Consider the following 16,528-nt stretch of genomic DNA (forward strand, 5'->3'; position numbering starts at 1 on the left):
GTGTCGCGACTTCATTCTACCAGAGATCTGCAAACCATGTCTCTTTTTCTTTTTGCGAAACTTATTCTACCTTATCTGGAGAACATGGTGGCCCTGGGTGTGGACGTGCCGGACATCCTGCTCAAGGGCCTGGCCGCCGCCAAGACGGCGGTGGACGAGGCTGGTAATAAAGTGGTGCCGGAAGATGGCGACACCGTCCAGACGGAGAATAAGAACGAATAAAGCGAGAGGCCCCGCCGGAACATTCCGGCGGGGCCTCTTGCATGTTAAAGAGAAGGCAAAATAAAATAACTTAAGTAAATTCTAGCTCTGGAAAGTTCAATTTATTTTGCTTCAAAGAGCTTAAACAGTTATTCGTCAGATCTTTCATGGCATCATATGCGTCATTGCGATATAACTCAAGAAATTCTTTTCCTTCAATAACCTCTGCTGAAGTGGCGAACGAGAAAACGACCCGGCATATGCATTCCAATTTAAACTTGTCATCATCACCATGAGCACGGAAAATAACCAGAATTGCTCTCTCCAATAATGATTCATTTCTAGGGACCTGTACAGTGAATTGAAGCTCGCTTTCAAGCTTTATTTCACTTTTGGAGCCAAGACATTCATAAACAAATTTCAGACAATTAACTTCTTTGATCATGTTGTTCACCTATTTAATATACAGGGCACAGTATTTTTTCAGTTGTTTCAGTTTCAAATGATGCCTTAGAGAATTTTTGGTTGTGAACGTCCTGATAGTTCTGAGAAATACCCAAAAGAATATAGCCCGCAATTTTATATGTGAGAGAACTGGAATAAAACGTATCACTTTCAAGAGACTTATCCCAAGGATCTGAATCAGCATTTATTGTCTCAATGTATGCATCCCACTCATCATCTTCTGCGTCTAAGTATTCTCCGATGGGAGGTAAATCCTCTTCCGGGATGTCATCAGGAGAGAGTTGTTGGAAAGAATCAGTTCGAGTCTCGTAATTTCTAACCGCAAGGATAACTATTTTCTCACAAAGTCTAAAAGCATCATACAGGGTGAGCTTATTTTTAAGAAGAGCTATCAATTTAGATGAGGATATGGGGGCTACGATCCACTGCTGAGCACCACGCGTATCAAAGCACATGCATAGATATCGATGCCCGGATTTATCCTTTAAAACGGAAAGCAGAGGGTATACATAATCGACAAGGATCTCATCCATTACCAGATTTCCATAAACAGGAACGTTTTCAAAATACGGATTTGGGATTCTCATTATAACACCTTTCTAATATTACAGTAGCGGCTCTTCTTTAAAATATGTATGAGGAAGGGCGCCTTCATATAACCACCAATCGATATGAGAACTTTTGGTCCCGGTGCGTTCCTTGGTCCGTTGAACTATTCCACAACTAGGATCGGTAGTTCCCTTTGCCACAATTGCACAGGGCTGTTTTCCACGAAAAAATTTCAGCTTTTTTCTTGCATCGTATTCTTTCGAGTATGTGGATAGAGAATAGTTACCTATATCGAATGGGGCATCTTCATTTTCCTTGGTGTGGGCAAGTTCATCTAAGTATGTAGGTAAAAACGATGCCGCCTCTACATGGCCAGTTCTACAAATTCTATAGACCTCTATGGATTCTTCCTTAGCTCCGCTAGGTAGTTTTTCGACAGGAAAACCTTTTGGAAACTTGGAAGCAATATTATCAAAATTCATTCCATATCATTCCAATCAGCCAGTACTTCTAGTGGCAAATTCTACCCAGAACATACTATTTTATACCATATAGATCATAATGCAATTTGCCAAAAAAGTCAATCTCGCTATAATAAAGAATAGTCGCCTATAAGTCGCTGTGTATATTTTGAATTCATTTCTAGAAGTATACACTACAATTTTAAGTTATTAAAAATGCTATATCTTTCTCGTGGGGGCCGGCAGATGACAACACCGTCCAGACAGAGAATAAGAACGAATAAAGTACGTAGCAACTGCCTATCTGGCAGTGGCTCCGTGTGTAATCCGTGTGTAAATTCGGCGTTCAAAACGATAATACAATCTTTATTATTTAGACAATGAATGCAAATCACAAAAACCGCAATCCATTGGGGGACAATGAAAAAACCGCTATCCATTGCTGCTCAATGGATAGCGGTTTGGTGACCCAGCGGGGACTCGAACCCCGGACCTTCGCCTTAAAAGGGCGTTGCTCTACCAACTGAGCTACTAGGTCGTATAAAATTGGCTGGGATGGCTGGACTCGAACCAGCGAGTGCGGGAGTCAAAGTCCCGTGCCTTACCACTTGGCTACACCCCAGTATCGCAGGTTCAAAAAAGGGAAGGCCCGGAGCGGACGCTCCGGGCCTTCCGCCTTGAGACTATATGGGGTGGGTGACGGGACTCGAACCCGCGACACTCGGAACCACAATCCGATGCTCTACCAACTGAACTACACCCACCATATGGAAGAAAACATAGTAAAATGGCACGCCTGAAGGGACTCGAACCCCTGACCCACTGCTTAGAAGGCAGTTGCTCTATCCACCTGAGCTACAGGCGCGTATGGAGCGGGTGATGGGAATCGAACCCACGCGACCAGCTTGGAAGGCTGGGATTCTACCATTGAACTACACCCGCATGGGACACGACAAACTGAATGTCAGCCTTGATATAATAACACGGACAACCCTGGCTGTCAATGCTTTTGCGAGAAAAAATGAAAAATTTTCTCCTCGCCTCCGATAGCAGGGGAGACGAGGAGAAAACAGGCGCGGACTACGCGTCAGGGGCAGAGGACTCCATCAGGTCCTGACCGAAGAAATCGGAGTAGCGCACCGTAAGTTCACCGCCGTGGAATACCACGTCGGCGATGTCAAGCCCGGGCTCCAGCGGAAAGACATAGTCCTCCTCGCTGGTGAGGGGGAGGTCCAGCGTGCCGCCGTCCCGCAGCTCAACGGTCACCTGGGTAAAGTCGGCGGGAAAGCGCTGGCCGCTGACAAAATCAAAGATGCTGTCGGTCAAGTCGCCGAAGAGGACGGTGATGCTATCGGTGGCCAATACCGCGGCGGAGAACCCGGCGGAGATTCCCATGTCCCCCTCCTTGGAGGCCAGCAGGACGAATCCGTCCTCACCTTTCTCCAGCACAAAGACCTCCAGAGAGCCGAAGGCCTCGGTATCGGGGTTCCGATTGCCGGCCAGCAGGACAAGCTCATCCCCGTATGCGGCACTCTGCAGGAGCACACAGTCCTGGCCGTAGGTGTCTGACAGCCAAGCCGACGCCAGCTCCAGACTGTCCCCACCCACCGAAGGCGGAGGGGTGGAATTGTCCCTGGGAGAGGCACAGCCCACCAGACCAAGGGTCATCAGCAGGGCCAGCAGGAAACAGAGAATACGGGAAAACCTCATGAGAAGCCCTCCTTTTTGTAATATATCATATGAAATCAACGAAACGTATAGAGAAACAGGCCGGAATCCGCCCCTTGGGCCGAGATAAATACCCGGCTGTCATCCAGCCAGCCCAGGGAGCGCTCCAGGTTCTGCTCCGTCTCCACGCGGTCAAAGAGGATAAAACGGCCGGCGGTAAAGTCCAGAACCCCAAGCTGGGTTACGTCCAGACTGCCGTCCTCCTCGCTTGGCAGGAAGCAGCAGGCGCGGTCTCCGCTGGGGGAGAGGAGAAAACGGGTGCCGGGTGCCAAGGAGAAGCCCTCGATGGGAGAAGAGCGGGCGCCGGTTTTCCAGTCCAGGACAGCGATCTGACCGTCCTCGTCCATCTCCAGGGCGTACCGGCCGCCCAGGTCCAGCACACCCCGGCCGCCTGCGCTGTCATAGCGGGGAAGAGAATTGGCGGTCTGCTCTACTGCTCCGGTGGACAGGTCCCATACCCAGGCGGAGCAGCTCTCCTCGCCGCCGGTAAGCAGCAGGGTGCCGCTGTCAAGAAAGACGGCCCGGTCCAAAGCGGTGCCAAGCGTCTCCTCCAGCGAAGTCAGCGTGTCCGTCTCCAGGTCCAGCAGGTAAGGGTGCTGTCCGGTCTCGCCCTCGACATGGCCCGTCAGCAGGGCGTGACGCAGGTCGGAGGTGAGGGAGAAGTCTGTGATACCGGTGAGGGTGTCCGGCACCGCCAGCAGACGGCTCTCCCCGGTGTCCAGATCCAGCAGCAGCACACGGAAGTCAAAGCTCCGCAGCAGGCCGCCACGGAGCAGTAGAGCCACGGCATCACTGCGCCCGGGAATGGCCTGAACCTCCCAGCGGCCTTCCCCGTCGAGAAGTGAACCCTCGCCCACTGCGGTCAGACCGCCGTTTCTCACGCACCAGAAGACCTGGCCGGTCAGCGTCCCGGCGCTGTCGGAAAAGCGGAAGGAGGTGACCTCCGACGGGATATCCTGGAGCGCGTTGCCCTCCAGGGCGGCGAAGCGGACAGACTTCACCGCGCCGTCCTGGCTCCGCTCCGCCTGCCACAGCGCCGCGTCGCCGGTCTGCCAGTCCTCCAGGGAGAGCGGCAGGTACTGGACCTGGACGGCGTCCCCCAGCTGTGTGCCGGAGGGAGCGCCGCCTGCCGGCGGGACCTGCTCCGGGGCGGAGAAATGGAGGAAGGAGAAGACGGTGGTACGGAACTCCACATTGCCCGCCATGGCGGCGGCCAGAGCGCCCAGCAGCACCGCAGCAGCGGCGGCCGCGGCCAGAAGGCGGAGACGGAGGCCGCCCCGCCGTTTTGCGGGAGTTTGTTCACCAGGCATGAACCGGGCCTGAGCGCCGGCGAGCAGAGCGGGGTCCAGGTCTCCAAGGGCGTCCAGAAGCATATCAGGCGTCAAAGAAATCCCTCCTGTTCCAGATGGTCTTTCAGCTTGTTTCGTGTGCGGAAGAGGATGACCTTGACCCGGCTCTCGGGGAGCCGGAAGGCCTGGGCAATCTCCCGGATGGAGGCCAGATACCAGTACCGGCAGAGAAACAGGTCCCGGTCCCGGCTGGATAGCCCCTTCAGAAAGGCCTCCAGGGTGCGGGTCAGCTCGGCCAGCTGGGCGGCCTCCTCCGGCTCATCAGAGGCAGAGACGCACTGGGACAGCTCCTCCAGAGCCAGCGGCACCTGGCCGCCGCCCCGCTTTTTCCGGGTGTTTCTGCGCCAGCGGTCCAGGCTGAGCCGTCGGGTGATGGCCCCCAGGAAGGCGGAGAGGACCGTGGGCCGGTGGGGGGGAATGGCGTTCCAGGCCTGGAGCCAGGTGTCGTTTACACACTCCTCCGCGTCTCCAAAGTCGGAGAGAATATTCATGGCGATGGTGCGGCAGTAGCCGCCGTATTTCCGGTCTGTCTCCGCGATGGCCTCCTCATTTCTTGCCCAGTACAGCGCCACAATCCGGCTGTCCTCCACGGCGGTTCCTCCTTCCGTCTGAAAGGTCCTTTCACCTGTATAGTCGTCAAAGGGGCGGGGATGGTTACAAAAAAATCCGCCTGCCGGAGCGATTCCGGCAGGCGGAGAGAGATCAGAGCAGGGCGGCGGTCCAGTCGGCCTCCCGGAAGCCGACCAGGACGGCCGTTTCGGTCACCAGGATGGGGCGCTTGACCAGCATCCCGTCGGAGGAGAGCAGGTCCAGCTGCTCGTCCTCGGTCATACCGGGCAGGCGGTCCTTCAGGGCCAGGGACTTGTAGAGCTGTCCGCTGGTGTTGAAGAACTTGCGCAGGGGCAGGCCGCTGCGGCCGTGCCACTGGGCCAGCTCCTCCCGGGAGGGGCGGTCCTCCTTGATATCCCGGAGGGTGTATGCAAAGCCGTGGCTGTCCAGCCAGGCCTGGGCCTTGCGGCAGGTGGAGCACTTGGGGTAGCAGACAAAGAGCATGGGAAAACCTCCTGTATCACGGTGTGGTTCAGCGGACGTTGGCCTTCAGGCAGGCCCGCACCTCGTCGGCGGTGGACAGGCCCATGACCTGGTCGGCCAGGGCCCTGGCCTCCTCCCTGGTCCAGCGGGAGATGGCCTGCCGGATGGGCAGCACGGCGGCGGGAGAGACGGAGAATTCGTCCAGCCCGAAGGCCAGCAGCAGGGGAGTCATGAGGGGGTCTCCGGCGGCCTCGCCGCACATGCCCACCAGAATACCGGCCCGCTTGGCCTGGGACACGGCCGTATGGACCGCCCGCAGCAGGGCGGGCTGGAAGTAGGAGCAGAGGTAGGAGACCCGGTTGTTACCCCGGTCGGCGGCCAGGGTGTACTGGGTCAGGTCATTGGTACCGATGGAGAAGAAGTCGGCCTCACGGGCCAGCTTGTCCGCCAGAAAGACGGCGGCGGGCGTCTCCACCATGACGCCCAGGGGGATATCCTTGTTGAAGGGCACGCCCTCCTGGGCCAGACGGCACTTGGTCTCCTCCAGCAGTACCCGGGCGGACCGGACCTCGTCCACGCAGGAGACAAAGGGGAGCAGGATGCGGATGCTGCCGTAGGCGGAGGCCCGGAGGATAGCGGACAGCTGGGTCTTGAAGAGGTCGGGACGGCTCAGGCAGTACCGGATGGCCCGGAAGCCCAGGAAGGGGTTCTCCTCCCGCTCCATGTCCAGGCAGGCGATCTCCTTGTCGCCGCCGATGTCCAGGGTGCGGATGATGATCTCCCGGCCCTCCAGCCGCCGGGCGGCGTCCTGATAGATGCGGAACTGCTCCTCCTCGTTGGGGGGCGTGGAGCGGTTCATGAAGAGGAACTCGGTGCGGAACAGGCCCACGCCCTCACCGGTGTGCTCCAGCACGTTGGGCACGTCTCTGGGGCTGGTGATGTTGCAGCACAGGGACACAGGCTCTCCGTCAGCGGTGTGGGTGGGGCGGGTGCGGAAGCGGAGCAGGTCGGCTTGGCGGGCCTGCTCTTCCCCCTGGCGGGCGCGGCAGTCCCGGAGGACGTCCTCATCCGGGTTGACGAGGACAGTTCCGGCGCTGCCGTCCACCACCAGGGTCTCACCGCCGGAGAGGATCTCGGTAATATTGGGGACCGAGAGCACGGCGGGCATGGACATGGTGCGGGCCAGAATGGCCGAGTGGGAGGTGGTGCCCCCGTTCTCGGTGACAATGGCGGCCACGTTCTCCCGCCGGAGTCCGGCGGTCATGGAGGGCGTGAAATCCCGGACCACCAGCACGGAGTCAGGGGGGATCTGGTTCAGCTCCACCCGGGGACGGCCCAGCAGGATGGACAGCAGGCGGCGGCGCAGGTCCTCCACATCCAGCGCCCGCTGGCGCATCAGCTCGTCCTCCATGGAGGAGAACAGCTCCACATACATGCCGCACACGCTGTCCACGGCGGCTTCGGCGCACACGCCGTTTTCAATGGTGGCGTTCATCTGGCTGGTCATGTAGGGGTCGGAGACCATCATCACCTGGCCGGACAGGATCTCGGCCTGTTTATCCCCCAGCTGGGCCCGCAGGGACTCGGCCATGGCGGAGGTCTCCCGGATGAAGACGGCCACGGCGCCGGCCAGACGGGCCTTTTCCGCCTCCACGCCGGAGAATACCACGTCCCCGTACCCCAGGTCGGGCTCGGCCACCAGCACGGCAGTGCCGATGCCGATGCCGCCGGACGCGGGAATTCCCTCACACTTCATAATATTTGAACCTCCAGTGCCGCCTGACGGCAGAATCAAGGACGGAAAGGGGCGATTTACTCCTCGCCCAGGCCGGAGCGCACCAGGTCGGCGGCGGTGCGGAGCATCTCCACCTCGTCGGGGCCGTCGCAGCGGATCTCGATCTCAGCGCCCTGCTTCATGCAGGCGGCCATCACGTTCATGATGCTCTTGCCGTCGATGTCGCGGCCGTTGAAGACGATGGTGATATTGGACTGGAACTTGGTCATAGCCTGGACAAAGATATTGGCGGGACGCATATGGAACCCGGCCTTGTTGACAACAGTGAGCTGCTCGCTGACCATAATGATAACCTCCAAAACAAAAATATGACTCGTCGGGGTCTGACGCAAGGTCAAGCCCGCTTTTTCCGGAGCAGGGCCAGCACCAGCATACCGGCCAGGGAACCGGCGGCCAGGGCGACGAGGTAACCCGGCACGTTCCGGATGACAGGGAAGACGAAGATACCGCCGTGGGGGGCGGGGAGGGTGCAGTTGAAGAAGGCGACCAGCCCTCCGGCCAGGGCGGAGCCGGTGACGCAGGCGGGGATGACCCGGGCGGGGTCGGATGCGGCAAAGGGGATGACGCCCTCGGTGATAAAGCACAGGCCCATGATATAGTTGACCAGACCGGACCTGCGCTCCGCGGGATAGAACCGGCTGGGGAAGAAGGTGCAGCACAGGGCGATGGCCAGGGGCGGTACCATGCCGCCCACCATGGCGCAGGCCATGATGCTGGTGCCCACGGCGGGCATGGCGGCGGCCAGGGTGGAGGTGGCGAATACATAGGCGGCCTTGTTGACGGGGCCGCCCATGTCCACAGCCATCATGGCGGCCACGGCGATGCCCAGAGCGATCCTGCTGCCCTCGCCCATGGTGTCCAGGGTGCCGTCCAGAGCGGTGTTGATTATGCCCACAAAGGGGTTGACGGCGCACATAAAGAGCCCGGTCAGCAGCAGGCCCGCCAGGGGATAGAGCAGGACGGGCTTGAGGCCCTCCAACGGGGTGGGCAGGCCGGAGAGCAGCCGCTGGAGCAGACGCATCAGGTATCCGGCGGCAAAGCCGGCCACCAGGGCCCCCAGGAATCCGGCGGATACGGGCTCGGACGAGAGGAAGGGGAAGGTATAGCCGGAGGCAGCCAGCGCGCCGCCCACAAAGCCGGTCATCAGACCGGGGCGGTCGGCGATGGCCACGGCGATATAGGCCGACAGCACCGGCAGCATGAAGTGGAAGGCGGTGTTGCCCACGGTGTTGAACCAGGCGGCCAGCTGGGTGTTGGTGCCGAAGGTGCTGTAGCCCAAAGCGGGGTCGTCCAGCAGGAAGGAGATGGCGATAAAGATGCCGCCGGCGATGACGAAGGGCAGCATATGGCTCACGCCGTTCATCAGCTGCTTGTAGATGGTGTGGCACAGGCTCTCTCCGCCCTGAATGGGGCGGGACGGCGGGACGGAGGTTTCCTTGTGGTGGTACACCGGCGCCTTGCCGTCCAGCACCTCCTGGATCAGCTCGGCCGGGCGGCTGATCCCGGCGGACACGGGCACCCGCAGCACCGGACGGCCGTCGAACCGGGCCATATCGATCTCCCGGTCGGCGGCCACGATGATGCCGGCGCAGGTGGCGATCTCCTCCGGCGTGAGCACCCGGGCGGCGCCGGCGGCGCCGTTGGTCTCCACCTGGATGGGACAGCCCATGGACCGCGCCGCCTGTTCCAGGGCCTCGGCGGCCATATAGGTGTGGGCGATGCCGGTGGGGCAGGCGGTGACCGCCAGTACCCGGGGGATGTCATGGCCGGCGTGGGAGGGGAAATCCTCGGGGAACTCCGTCCGCTCCGCCTGGTCGATGGCAGCGCGAAAGGCGGCGGGGGTGGCCGCCGCCATCAGCTGCGCCCGGAACTCCTCCCGCATCAGCAGACGCATCAGCCGGGCCAGAAGCTCCAGATGGAGGCCGTCCTCCCCCTCGGGGGCGGCGATGAGGAAGATCAGGCAGGAGGGGCTGCCGTCCGGGGCGCCCCAGTCCACGCCGCCGGGCACCGTCATGGCGGAGAGCCCGGGGCGCAGGACGGAGGCGCTTCTGGCGTGGGGCACGGCGATGCCGGAGCCGATGGCGGTGGGACTCTGGGACTCACGCTCCAGCAGGGCCTCCCGGAACTGGGCGGGATTGGAGAGATTGCCCTGGACAGACTGGAGAGAGATCAGCAGCTCCACAGCGGCGGCTTTGTCCGCCGGCGCGGCGCCCAGCAGAATACCCTGTTCCTGAAGAAGGTCGGTGATACGCAATGCTCTCATCCTTTCCGTCCAGACGTGGAGAAAATGTCAGCTTACTTGGACTCGGCGTCCCGCAGGAGCTGGAGGAACTCGGCGGAGGACTTGGAGTCGGCCAGCTTCTCGGCCAGGCCGGGGTTCTTCATCAGCACCTGGAGCAGGCTGGAGAGCATCTCCAGGTAGGCGCCGGGGTCGTTCTCGGGACCCACCAGCAGGAAGATCAGGCGGGAGGGGCCGTCCACAGCGCCGAAGTCGATGCCGTTGGGCACGGTCATAACGGTGACGCCGCGCTCCTTCACGCCGCGGCTCTTGGCGTGGGGCACGGCCACGCCGTGGGACAGGGCGGTGGTGCCCAGGCTCTCACGGGCCAGCACGTCGGCGCGGCACCGGACGGGGTCAGTGACACAGCCGAAGCGCTCGGGGCCGGAGACCAGCATGGTGATAGCCTCCTCCTTGGTGGTGGCGGCGGCGCCGATGAGAATGCCGTCCTCGGTCAGCAGATCAGTGATACGCATGATAATCATCCTTTCTTTGCAATAAAATGTGGTTGTGATATGGACAGGGGCATAGCCTGGGGTTACAGGGTGTTGAGGAGCTGCTCCACCTCCCGGCGGGTGGCCAGGTGGTCGGAGAAGGCGGTGGCGGCGCCGGCTGCGGCGCCCATCCGCAGGGCCTCCCGGTAGCTGCCCGTCAGGTGCAGCCCGGTGAGGAAGCCGGCCACCATGGAGTCGCCGGCGCCCACGGAGTTGCGCACCGTACCGGCGGCGGCCTCCTGGTGGAGGAACTTGCCGTCCTCCGTGAGGAGGAGGGCGCCGTCCGGGCCCAGGGAGACCAGCACATTGCGGGCGCCCTGCTCCTGGAGCTGAGAGGCGCAGGCTTTGATTCCGGCCAGGTCGCCGGAGGTGAGGGACACGCCGCACAGCTCGGAGAGCTCATGCTGGTTGGGCTTGATGAGGAAGGGGTGGTATTGGAGCACGTTGAGCAGCAGGTCGCCGGAGGCGTCCACCACGCAGCGAATGCCGCGGCCGGACAGCCGGGAGAGGATGCGCTCATATATATCAACAGGCAGAGAGGCGGGGATGCTGCCCGCCAGGACCAGAGTGTCCCCATCGCCGATGCGGTCCAGCTTGGCAAAGAGCTCATCCAGGGCCTGGGGCGGGATGTCGGGCCCCTGGCCGTTGATCTCGGTCTCCACGCCGGTTTTCAGCTTGATATTGATGCGGCTCATGCCGGCGGGGAGCATGATGAAATCGCTCTGAACGGACATCTGCTCCAGCCAGAAGGCGATGCACTGACCGGTAAATCCGGCCAGGAAGCCCAGGGCTCTGGTCTCCATGCCCAGGTTGCGCAGCACGACGGAGACGTTGATGCCCTTTCCTCCGCAGCGGAGCTCTTCGCTCTTGGTGCGGTTGAGGGCCCCCATCTCCAGCGTATCCAGATAGACTGCGTAATCCAAAGCGGGATTGAAGGTAACGGTATAGATCATATATGGGAAACCTCCTCTATGATGGTAAAGGAGCGGTAACTTTCATCGGGCAGGTGGTCGGTGATGATGCAGGCCTTGTCGATGGGGGCGAAGCTGACCGGGGAGACCCAGTCGAACTTGGTGTGGTCGGCCAGCACATAGGCCATATAGGACCGGCTGAAGGCCTCGCTCTTGAGCATGCCCTCCTCCGCGTCCGGCGTGGTGAAGCCGGCCTTGGCGGAGATGCCGTTGGCCCCCATAAAGCACTTGGTAAAGTTGTATTTCTGCAGGTTCCGGGCGGCCACGGCGCCCACCACCGCTTCGGTGGCCGGTTTGAGCTCGCCGCCCAGGATGTAGGACTTCAGGCCCTTCCGGGCCAGGTGCTGGGCGTGGGCGATGCCGTTGGTGACAAAGGTGGCCCGGCTCTCGCCGATGGCCTCCACCAGCTTTTCCGTGGTGCTGCCTGCGTCAATGTAGACAAAATCATCATCCTCGATCAGCGTCGCGGCGTACCGCCCGATGAGGACTTTCTCTTCCACGTTGAGTGCGGACTTGGTACGGACGTCGGCCTCCGACGTGGCAAAGGGAGAGGACAGGGCGGTGGCGCCGCCATGGACCTTGTTGAGCCGGCCCATCTCGTGGAGCGCATTCAGGTCCCGGCGGATGGTGGCCTCCGAGGCGCCTAGGGTCTGAGTAAGTTCGGCTACGGTCACGGTCCGCTTCCGGGCAAGCATTTGAAGAATCTGCTGATATCGCTCCTGTGTCAGCATGTTACGGCTCCTTTTTGTGCTTTTTTATTATTTCTGAGGAGAATATAGCACCACTTCTAAAAAGTGTCAAGCAGTTTCAATCAAATAAAATCAAAATTTTTCAACAAATAATCAAAGGAAAGCGCGGTCCTGATTGGAAAAAACGAGAAGGGGGAAAAGGGTTGTCACTTTCCAGGAAATTATGTCTACTTTTTCACGGAAGATATGATATAATGAGAGCCATATACCGCCTCCGCCCCACAGCGGCGGAGGAGACAAATCTGACCGGAAAGGGAGAGAAACCCAATGAATCTGAAACGGAGATTGGCGGCGCTGCTGGCCGCCGCGGCGCTGCTGCTGGCCCTGCCGGCGGGCTGCGGCGCCACTGCCGGCGGCCAGCGGGAGGTCCAGGCGGCCAATGCCCCCAGCGCCGCCCGGGATGACTTCCGGGCCGTATGGGTGGCTACGGTGTACAACCTGGACTACCCCAACGCCGCCACCACCGACGCCGACGCCCTCAAGGCCCAGGCGGATGAAATTCTGGAGAACTGCGTGGATATGGGCATGAACGCGGTGATTCTCCAGGTCCGCCCGTCCGGGGATGCCCTCTACCCCTCGGAGTTGTTCCCATGGAGCAAGTACCTGACCGGGGCCTCCGGCCTGGCCCCCGGGGACAACTTTGACCCCCTGGCCTACTGGGTGGAGCGGGCCCACGCCCTGGGGCTGGAGCTCCACGCCTGGATCAACCCCTTCCGCATCACCAAGAGCGGCGAGAGCGAGCTGGCCGCTCTGGACGCCAAGTCCCCCGCGGTACAGCACCCCGAGTGGGTGGTGGAGTGCGAGGGCAACTACTACCTGAACCCGGGGCTGCCCGAGGTGCGGGAGCTGGTGATCCAGGGCGCCGAGGAGCTGGTGCGCAACTACGACGTGGACGGCGTCCACCTGGACGACTACTTCTACCCCAGCCGCAGCTTCAACGACGAGGCCGCCTTCCAGCAGTACGGCGGGAGCTTCAGCAACATCGGCGACTGGCGGCGGGACAACGTCAACCAGCTGATCCAGGGGCTGGATGAGCGGCTCCACGCCCTGGACCCGGAGCTGTCCTTCGGTGTGTCCCCCTCCGGCGTGTGGGCGGACAGCACCCACCAGAGCGCCGGCTCCGCCACCACCGGCAACTACGAGAGCTACTACGCCGCCTACGCCGACAGCCGCAAGTGGGTGCAGGAGGGCTGGGTGGACTACATATGTCCCCAGATCTACTGGTACATCGGCCACCCCACCATGGACTATGAGACCATCGCCCGCTGGTGGAGCGACACGGTGAAGGGCACCGGCGTAAAGCTGTACATCGGCATGGCGGACTATCAGGCCGACGACGGCAAGGAGGGCTCCCCCTGGAACGGCCTGGACGCCATCACCGAACAGCTGACCCTGAACCGGGAGCTGGGGGTGTCCGGCGAGGTCCACTTCCGCTACAAGTTCCTGGCGGTCAATTCCAACCTGAAGAGGCTCTACGAGACCTGGTATAGCCAGCCCATGGACGACCCCCTGGCGGCAGAGACGGCGGCATTTTTGTCCCGCCTCCCCCAGGAGGAACAGACCCACTGGGCCGCCCAGTACTACGGGGTCCTGGGGGCCATGGGGGTGGTCACCGGCAAGCCGGACGGCACCTTCTCCCCGGACGAGCAGGTGGACCGGGCCTCCATGTGCAAGCTGGTGTGGGGGGCCATGCCCTACCTCAACGGCAAGTTCCTGCCCTCCGGCGGCGTGGACAGCCCCTTTGTGGGCACGGCGGGCACCTGGGCCGAGGGATACATCGGCGTGCTGTACGGCCAGGGCTACCTGGAACAGGAGGACTATCCGGACGGTTTTTTTCCTGCGGACCCTATGCCCCGGGCGGAGGTGGTCAAGCTCCTGGTCCGGTCACTGGGGTATGAGGACGACGGCACCGTCACCAGCACCGTGTATCCCGATGTGACGGGGGACTTTTACTACATCGCCAAGGCCACTGAGCTGGGCATCATCACCGGCAAGCCGGACGGCACCTTTGCCCCCGGCGAGGGGGTGGACCGGGGCAGCGCGGCCGCCATGCTCCTCCGGGCCATGGACGTGCAGAAGGCATAACAGGCATAAAAAAGCGGTACGTCAACACAGCGTTGACGTACCGCTTTTCTGTGGTGGGATCACATCAGGACCAGGGAGAAGATGACGGTGAGAATACCGCAGATGCCGATGGCCAGGCCGCTCATGGCGCCCTCGGTTTCGCCCAGCTCCAGGGCCTTGGAGGTGCCCACGGCGTGGGAGCAGGCGCCGATGGCCAGACCAGCGGCCACCGGGTCCTTGACCCGGAAGAGCTTGATGAGCACAGGGGCAAAAATGCTGCCCAGAATGCCGGTGAGGATGACGGCCACCACAGTGATGGCCTGGATGCCGCCCAGGCTCTGGGAGATACTGACGGCGATGGGGGTGGTCACCGACTTGGGGATCAGGGAGGCGGAGACGGCCTCGTCCAGCCGGAAGAGGCGGCACATGATATAGATGCTGCCCATGGAGGTGATGGAGCCGGCGGTGCAGCCCACCACAATGGGCAGCCAGTTCTCCTTGAGCAGGTTGATCTGGGTGTAGATGGACACGGCCAGGCAGGCGGTGGCGGGGGCCAGGAACATGTTGATGATGGTGCCGCCCACGTTGTAGGACTCATAGGGGATGCGGCATACCAGCAGCACGGCGGACACCAGCACAATGGCGATGAGCAGGGGGTTGCACAGCACCAGGCCGGTCTTTTTCTGGATGCTGACGCCGATCCAGAAGGCGATGACGCTCAGCGAGATGCCGAAAAAGGGAGAGGCAAAGAGTTCAGCCATCATTTCTTCCTCCGATTCATGAGATGTCTGGTCAGGCGCACGGCGTAGGCCGTGACGGCAAAGGTGAGCAGGGTGCTCACAAAGCAGATGATCAGCAGAGGGATCAGATTGCTGGCCAGAATGTCAAAGTAATTGATGATGCTCACCCCGGCGGGGATGAAGAAAAAGGCCATGTTGGACAGCAGAAAGTCGGACTTCTCGCGGATGTGGTCCACCTTCAGCACCCGTACCAGCAGCAGGATGAGCAGCAGCACCATGCCGATGACGCTGGCGGGAAAGGGGAAGGGGAGAATGGCCTCCACAATCTGGCTGATCCAGCAGATGGTGAAGATGATGGCGATCTGACAGATGATTTTCACGGCGTTCGCCTCCGGGTAGTGTATACTTCCGCTTACCGGCGGAATCCGGCTTTTGATTCTAGAACCTTTGAAAGCGTTTGTCAAACCAAGATTGGAGGCGGTTTTTCCCTGTGAATTATACAGAATGTGCAAAAGCCGGCCGGACTCTTTCGGGATAGGCGGAAGCGTGATATAATCGACCCGCATTATGGAGGCTGACGCCGCGCCGCCGGGCCGGCGAAATTACAGCAGCCGCCCGGAGACGGGGAGAAGGAGCAGGACAATGGAGAAAAAGTACAGCGTTGTACGGACCCAGGGGGAGCCGGACTGGGCTTCCATTCCGGCGGGACAGGTGGCCTGTCCCTGCTGGGGGACCACATACACCCCGGAGACCACCTTTCAATGCGCCTATCAGCCGGGAAAGGCGCTGTATATCCGTATGGAGTGCCGTGAGGCGGAGCCTCTGGCCCGCTGCCGGGAGCAGGACGGAAGGGTGTGGTTTGACAGCTGCCTGGAGGCCTTCCTGGCCCCGGCGCGGCAGGGGAGCTACATGAATCTGGAGTGCAACAGTATCGGCACCCTGCTCTGCTCCGCCGGCAGCGAGCGGTATATACGGCAGAATCTGGCGGAGAGCGGTCTGCCCCGGCCTGTGCTCCGCTGCCGGGTGGACAGCGACCGGTGGGAGATCCGGCTGGAGATCGCCGCGGAGACGCTTCGGGGCCTGTGGGGCCTGGAGCTGGTCCCCGGAGGGAGGCTGTACGCCAACTTCTATAAGTGCGGGGACGAGACGCCCCAGCCCCACTTCCTGAGCTGGTGCCCGGTGGACCTGCCGGAGCCCAATTTCCACGCGCCCCAGTTTTTCGGCGCGCTGGAGCTGCTGTAAACTAAACAGAGGGGACTGCGCGGCGCAGCCCCCTCTGTTTTATTTTTTGCTGGGCGGCGTGGCCGCTGGGTGGAAAAACAAAAAAAGAAAAGTCCTGAAACCCTTGGGGTTCAAGACTTTTCTTGATGGTACGAATGTTCATAACGGATTTGATAAAAAACACAAGAATACAGACAGGGACGCACACTGGTAAACAGACCGGTTTCCTCTTAAAATAATGATACCAAAAATAAAAAGAAAAGCACAAAATGAAAAAATAATTATTTGAAGAAACAAGCAGCACATATACCCGGCAAGGCGATTATGAATTTCCCGATCTGAAAATACCATATTAAAGCTGTGTTTGTCAAACGAAAATGTGAGCAAAAGGGCCCCAAAAAAGTGAGCACCTTCAGCACCAGATTTCATGT

Annotated in this window: 19 protein-coding genes and 5 tRNA genes; 3 read left to right on the forward strand and 21 right to left on the reverse strand. The window is 60.5% G+C overall.

The window, feature by feature from the left end; all coding sequences use genetic code 11:
* The first annotated feature begins 36 nt into the window (after positions 1-36).
* Positions 37-222, forward strand: coding sequence for a hypothetical protein (locus WMO64_RS16655; RefSeq protein ID WP_349232712.1), 186 nt, complete (start codon positions 37-39; stop codon positions 220-222).
* Positions 223-292: 70 nt separating this feature from the next.
* Here the strand turns inward: WMO64_RS16655 and WMO64_RS16660 are convergent, their stop codons facing one another.
* The 18 genes from WMO64_RS16660 to WMO64_RS16745 form a co-directional block, all read right to left on the reverse strand.
* Complete coding sequence (locus WMO64_RS16660) at positions 293-646, reverse strand: hypothetical protein (RefSeq protein ID WP_349232713.1); 354 nt, start codon at positions 644-646, stop codon at positions 293-295.
* Positions 647-659: 13 nt separating this feature from the next.
* A complete protein-coding gene (locus tag WMO64_RS16665) occupies positions 660-1,253 on the reverse strand; it encodes a DUF6575 domain-containing protein (protein WP_349232714.1) in 594 nt (197 codons plus the stop codon).
* Positions 1,254-1,271: 18 nt separating this feature from the next.
* Positions 1,272-1,697: a hypothetical protein gene (locus tag WMO64_RS16670; RefSeq protein WP_349232715.1), complete on the reverse strand. Its 426-nt coding sequence runs from the start codon at positions 1,695-1,697 to the stop codon at positions 1,272-1,274.
* Positions 1,698-2,138: 441 nt separating this feature from the next.
* A tRNA-Lys gene (locus tag WMO64_RS16675) sits at positions 2,139-2,214 on the reverse strand.
* Between the two features lie 9 nt (positions 2,215-2,223).
* Positions 2,224-2,298 (reverse strand) — tRNA-Gln (locus WMO64_RS16680).
* Positions 2,299-2,364: 66 nt separating this feature from the next.
* Positions 2,365-2,440, reverse strand: a tRNA-His gene (locus WMO64_RS16685).
* 24 nt (positions 2,441-2,464) lie between these two features.
* Positions 2,465-2,541: transfer RNA gene (locus WMO64_RS16690), tRNA-Arg, on the reverse strand.
* A 3-nt stretch (positions 2,542-2,544) separates the two neighbouring features.
* Positions 2,545-2,618, reverse strand: a tRNA-Gly gene (locus tag WMO64_RS16695).
* Between the two features lie 138 nt (positions 2,619-2,756).
* Positions 2,757-3,386: a hypothetical protein gene (locus WMO64_RS16700; protein WP_349232716.1), complete on the reverse strand. Its 630-nt coding sequence runs from the start codon at positions 3,384-3,386 to the stop codon at positions 2,757-2,759.
* 35 nt (positions 3,387-3,421) lie between these two features.
* The gene (locus WMO64_RS16705; protein WP_349232717.1) at positions 3,422-4,789 is read right to left on the reverse strand and encodes a hypothetical protein; all 1,368 of its coding nucleotides are present in this window, start codon (positions 4,787-4,789) and stop codon (positions 3,422-3,424) included.
* Positions 4,786-5,343 (reverse strand): RNA polymerase sigma factor, encoded by a 558-nt coding sequence (locus tag WMO64_RS16710; RefSeq protein ID WP_349232718.1) that lies wholly within the window; start codon positions 5,341-5,343, stop codon positions 4,786-4,788. Before WMO64_RS16710 ends, WMO64_RS16705 begins: the two co-directional genes overlap by 4 nt.
* A 112-nt stretch (positions 5,344-5,455) precedes the next feature.
* Positions 5,456-5,806 (reverse strand): arsenate reductase family protein, encoded by a 351-nt coding sequence (locus WMO64_RS16715; RefSeq protein ID WP_349232719.1) that lies wholly within the window; start codon positions 5,804-5,806, stop codon positions 5,456-5,458.
* Between the two features lie 28 nt (positions 5,807-5,834).
* The gene (gene ptsP / locus WMO64_RS16720; protein WP_349232720.1) at positions 5,835-7,541 is read right to left on the reverse strand and encodes a phosphoenolpyruvate--protein phosphotransferase; all 1,707 of its coding nucleotides are present in this window, start codon (positions 7,539-7,541) and stop codon (positions 5,835-5,837) included.
* A 56-nt stretch (positions 7,542-7,597) separates the two neighbouring features.
* On the reverse strand, positions 7,598-7,864 hold the full coding sequence (locus WMO64_RS16725; RefSeq protein ID WP_349232721.1) for an HPr family phosphocarrier protein: 267 nt from the start codon (positions 7,862-7,864) through the stop codon (positions 7,598-7,600).
* A gap of 50 nt (positions 7,865-7,914) precedes the next feature.
* Positions 7,915-9,834: a PTS fructose transporter subunit IIABC gene (locus tag WMO64_RS16730; protein WP_353963981.1), complete on the reverse strand. Its 1,920-nt coding sequence runs from the start codon at positions 9,832-9,834 to the stop codon at positions 7,915-7,917.
* 41 nt (positions 9,835-9,875) lie between these two features.
* Positions 9,876-10,334 carry a PTS sugar transporter subunit IIA gene (locus WMO64_RS16735; protein WP_349232723.1) on the reverse strand — a complete coding sequence of 153 codons (459 nt, stop codon included), beginning with the start codon at positions 10,332-10,334 and terminating at the stop codon, positions 9,876-9,878.
* Positions 10,335-10,396: 62 nt separating this feature from the next.
* Positions 10,397-11,305 carry a 1-phosphofructokinase gene (gene pfkB / locus WMO64_RS16740; RefSeq protein WP_349232724.1) on the reverse strand — a complete coding sequence of 303 codons (909 nt, stop codon included), beginning with the start codon at positions 11,303-11,305 and terminating at the stop codon, positions 10,397-10,399.
* Complete coding sequence (locus WMO64_RS16745) at positions 11,302-12,054, reverse strand: DeoR/GlpR family DNA-binding transcription regulator (RefSeq protein WP_349232725.1); 753 nt, start codon at positions 12,052-12,054, stop codon at positions 11,302-11,304. The genes pfkB and WMO64_RS16745 overlap by 4 nt, the downstream gene beginning before the upstream one ends.
* Positions 12,055-12,339: 285 nt before the next feature.
* Here WMO64_RS16745 and WMO64_RS16750 point away from each other — a divergent pair, with 285 nt between their 5' ends.
* Positions 12,340-14,157, forward strand: coding sequence for a family 10 glycosylhydrolase (locus WMO64_RS16750; RefSeq protein ID WP_349232726.1), 1,818 nt, complete (start codon positions 12,340-12,342; stop codon positions 14,155-14,157).
* Between the two features lie 59 nt (positions 14,158-14,216).
* On the opposite strand, the gene WMO64_RS16755 is transcribed toward WMO64_RS16750, so the two are convergent.
* Together WMO64_RS16755 and WMO64_RS16760 are read right to left on the reverse strand one after the other, a co-directional pair.
* On the reverse strand, positions 14,217-14,897 hold the full coding sequence (locus tag WMO64_RS16755; RefSeq protein WP_349232730.1) for an LrgB family protein: 681 nt from the start codon (positions 14,895-14,897) through the stop codon (positions 14,217-14,219).
* Positions 14,897-15,256, reverse strand: a complete 360-nt coding sequence (locus WMO64_RS16760; RefSeq protein WP_349232727.1) for a CidA/LrgA family protein — start codon at positions 15,254-15,256, stop codon at positions 14,897-14,899. Before WMO64_RS16760 ends, WMO64_RS16755 begins: the two co-directional genes overlap by 1 nt.
* Positions 15,257-15,518: 262 nt before the next feature.
* Here WMO64_RS16760 and WMO64_RS16765 point away from each other — a divergent pair, with 262 nt between their 5' ends.
* Positions 15,519-16,118 carry a carbohydrate-binding family 9-like protein gene (locus tag WMO64_RS16765; protein WP_349232728.1) on the forward strand — a complete coding sequence of 200 codons (600 nt, stop codon included), beginning with the start codon at positions 15,519-15,521 and terminating at the stop codon, positions 16,116-16,118.
* A gap of 138 nt (positions 16,119-16,256) precedes the next feature.
* On the opposite strand, the gene WMO64_RS16770 is transcribed toward WMO64_RS16765, so the two are convergent.
* On the reverse strand, positions 16,257-16,528 hold a 272-nt coding region (locus WMO64_RS16770), incomplete at its 5' end, for a hypothetical protein (RefSeq protein WP_349232729.1).

The organism is Pseudoflavonifractor intestinihominis (assembly GCF_040096055.1).
In the GTDB taxonomy this organism is placed as follows: Bacteria; Bacillota; Clostridia; order Oscillospirales; family Oscillospiraceae; genus Pseudoflavonifractor; species Pseudoflavonifractor intestinihominis.

Excerpts from the sequence above, each read along its gene's own strand:
- WMO64_RS16655 (WP_349232712.1), top strand. The coding sequence starts at position 37 with ATGTCTCTTTTTCTTTTTGCGAAACTTATTCTACCTTATCTGGAGAAC.
- WMO64_RS16660 (WP_349232713.1), bottom strand. The coding sequence starts at position 646 with ATGATCAAAGAAGTTAATTGTCTGAAATTTGTTTATGAATGTCTTGGC.
- WMO64_RS16665 (WP_349232714.1), bottom strand. The coding sequence starts at position 1,253 with ATGAGAATCCCAAATCCGTATTTTGAAAACGTTCCTGTTTATGGAAAT.
- WMO64_RS16670 (WP_349232715.1), bottom strand. The coding sequence starts at position 1,697 with ATGAATTTTGATAATATTGCTTCCAAGTTTCCAAAAGGTTTTCCTGTC.
- WMO64_RS16700 (WP_349232716.1), bottom strand. The coding sequence starts at position 3,386 with ATGAGGTTTTCCCGTATTCTCTGTTTCCTGCTGGCCCTGCTGATGACC.
- WMO64_RS16715 (WP_349232719.1), bottom strand. The coding sequence starts at position 5,806 with ATGCTCTTTGTCTGCTACCCCAAGTGCTCCACCTGCCGCAAGGCCCAG.
- ptsP (WP_349232720.1), bottom strand. The coding sequence starts at position 7,541 with ATGAAGTGTGAGGGAATTCCCGCGTCCGGCGGCATCGGCATCGGCACT.
- WMO64_RS16725 (WP_349232721.1), bottom strand. The coding sequence starts at position 7,864 with ATGGTCAGCGAGCAGCTCACTGTTGTCAACAAGGCCGGGTTCCATATG.
- WMO64_RS16735 (WP_349232723.1), bottom strand. The coding sequence starts at position 10,334 with ATGCGTATCACTGATCTGCTGACCGAGGACGGCATTCTCATCGGCGCC.
- pfkB (WP_349232724.1), bottom strand. The coding sequence starts at position 11,305 with ATGATCTATACCGTTACCTTCAATCCCGCTTTGGATTACGCAGTCTAT.
- WMO64_RS16745 (WP_349232725.1), bottom strand. The coding sequence starts at position 12,054 with ATGCTGACACAGGAGCGATATCAGCAGATTCTTCAAATGCTTGCCCGG.
- WMO64_RS16750 (WP_349232726.1), top strand. The coding sequence starts at position 12,340 with ATGAATCTGAAACGGAGATTGGCGGCGCTGCTGGCCGCCGCGGCGCTG.
- WMO64_RS16755 (WP_349232730.1), bottom strand. The coding sequence starts at position 14,897 with ATGGCTGAACTCTTTGCCTCTCCCTTTTTCGGCATCTCGCTGAGCGTC.
- WMO64_RS16765 (WP_349232728.1), top strand. The coding sequence starts at position 15,519 with ATGGAGAAAAAGTACAGCGTTGTACGGACCCAGGGGGAGCCGGACTGG.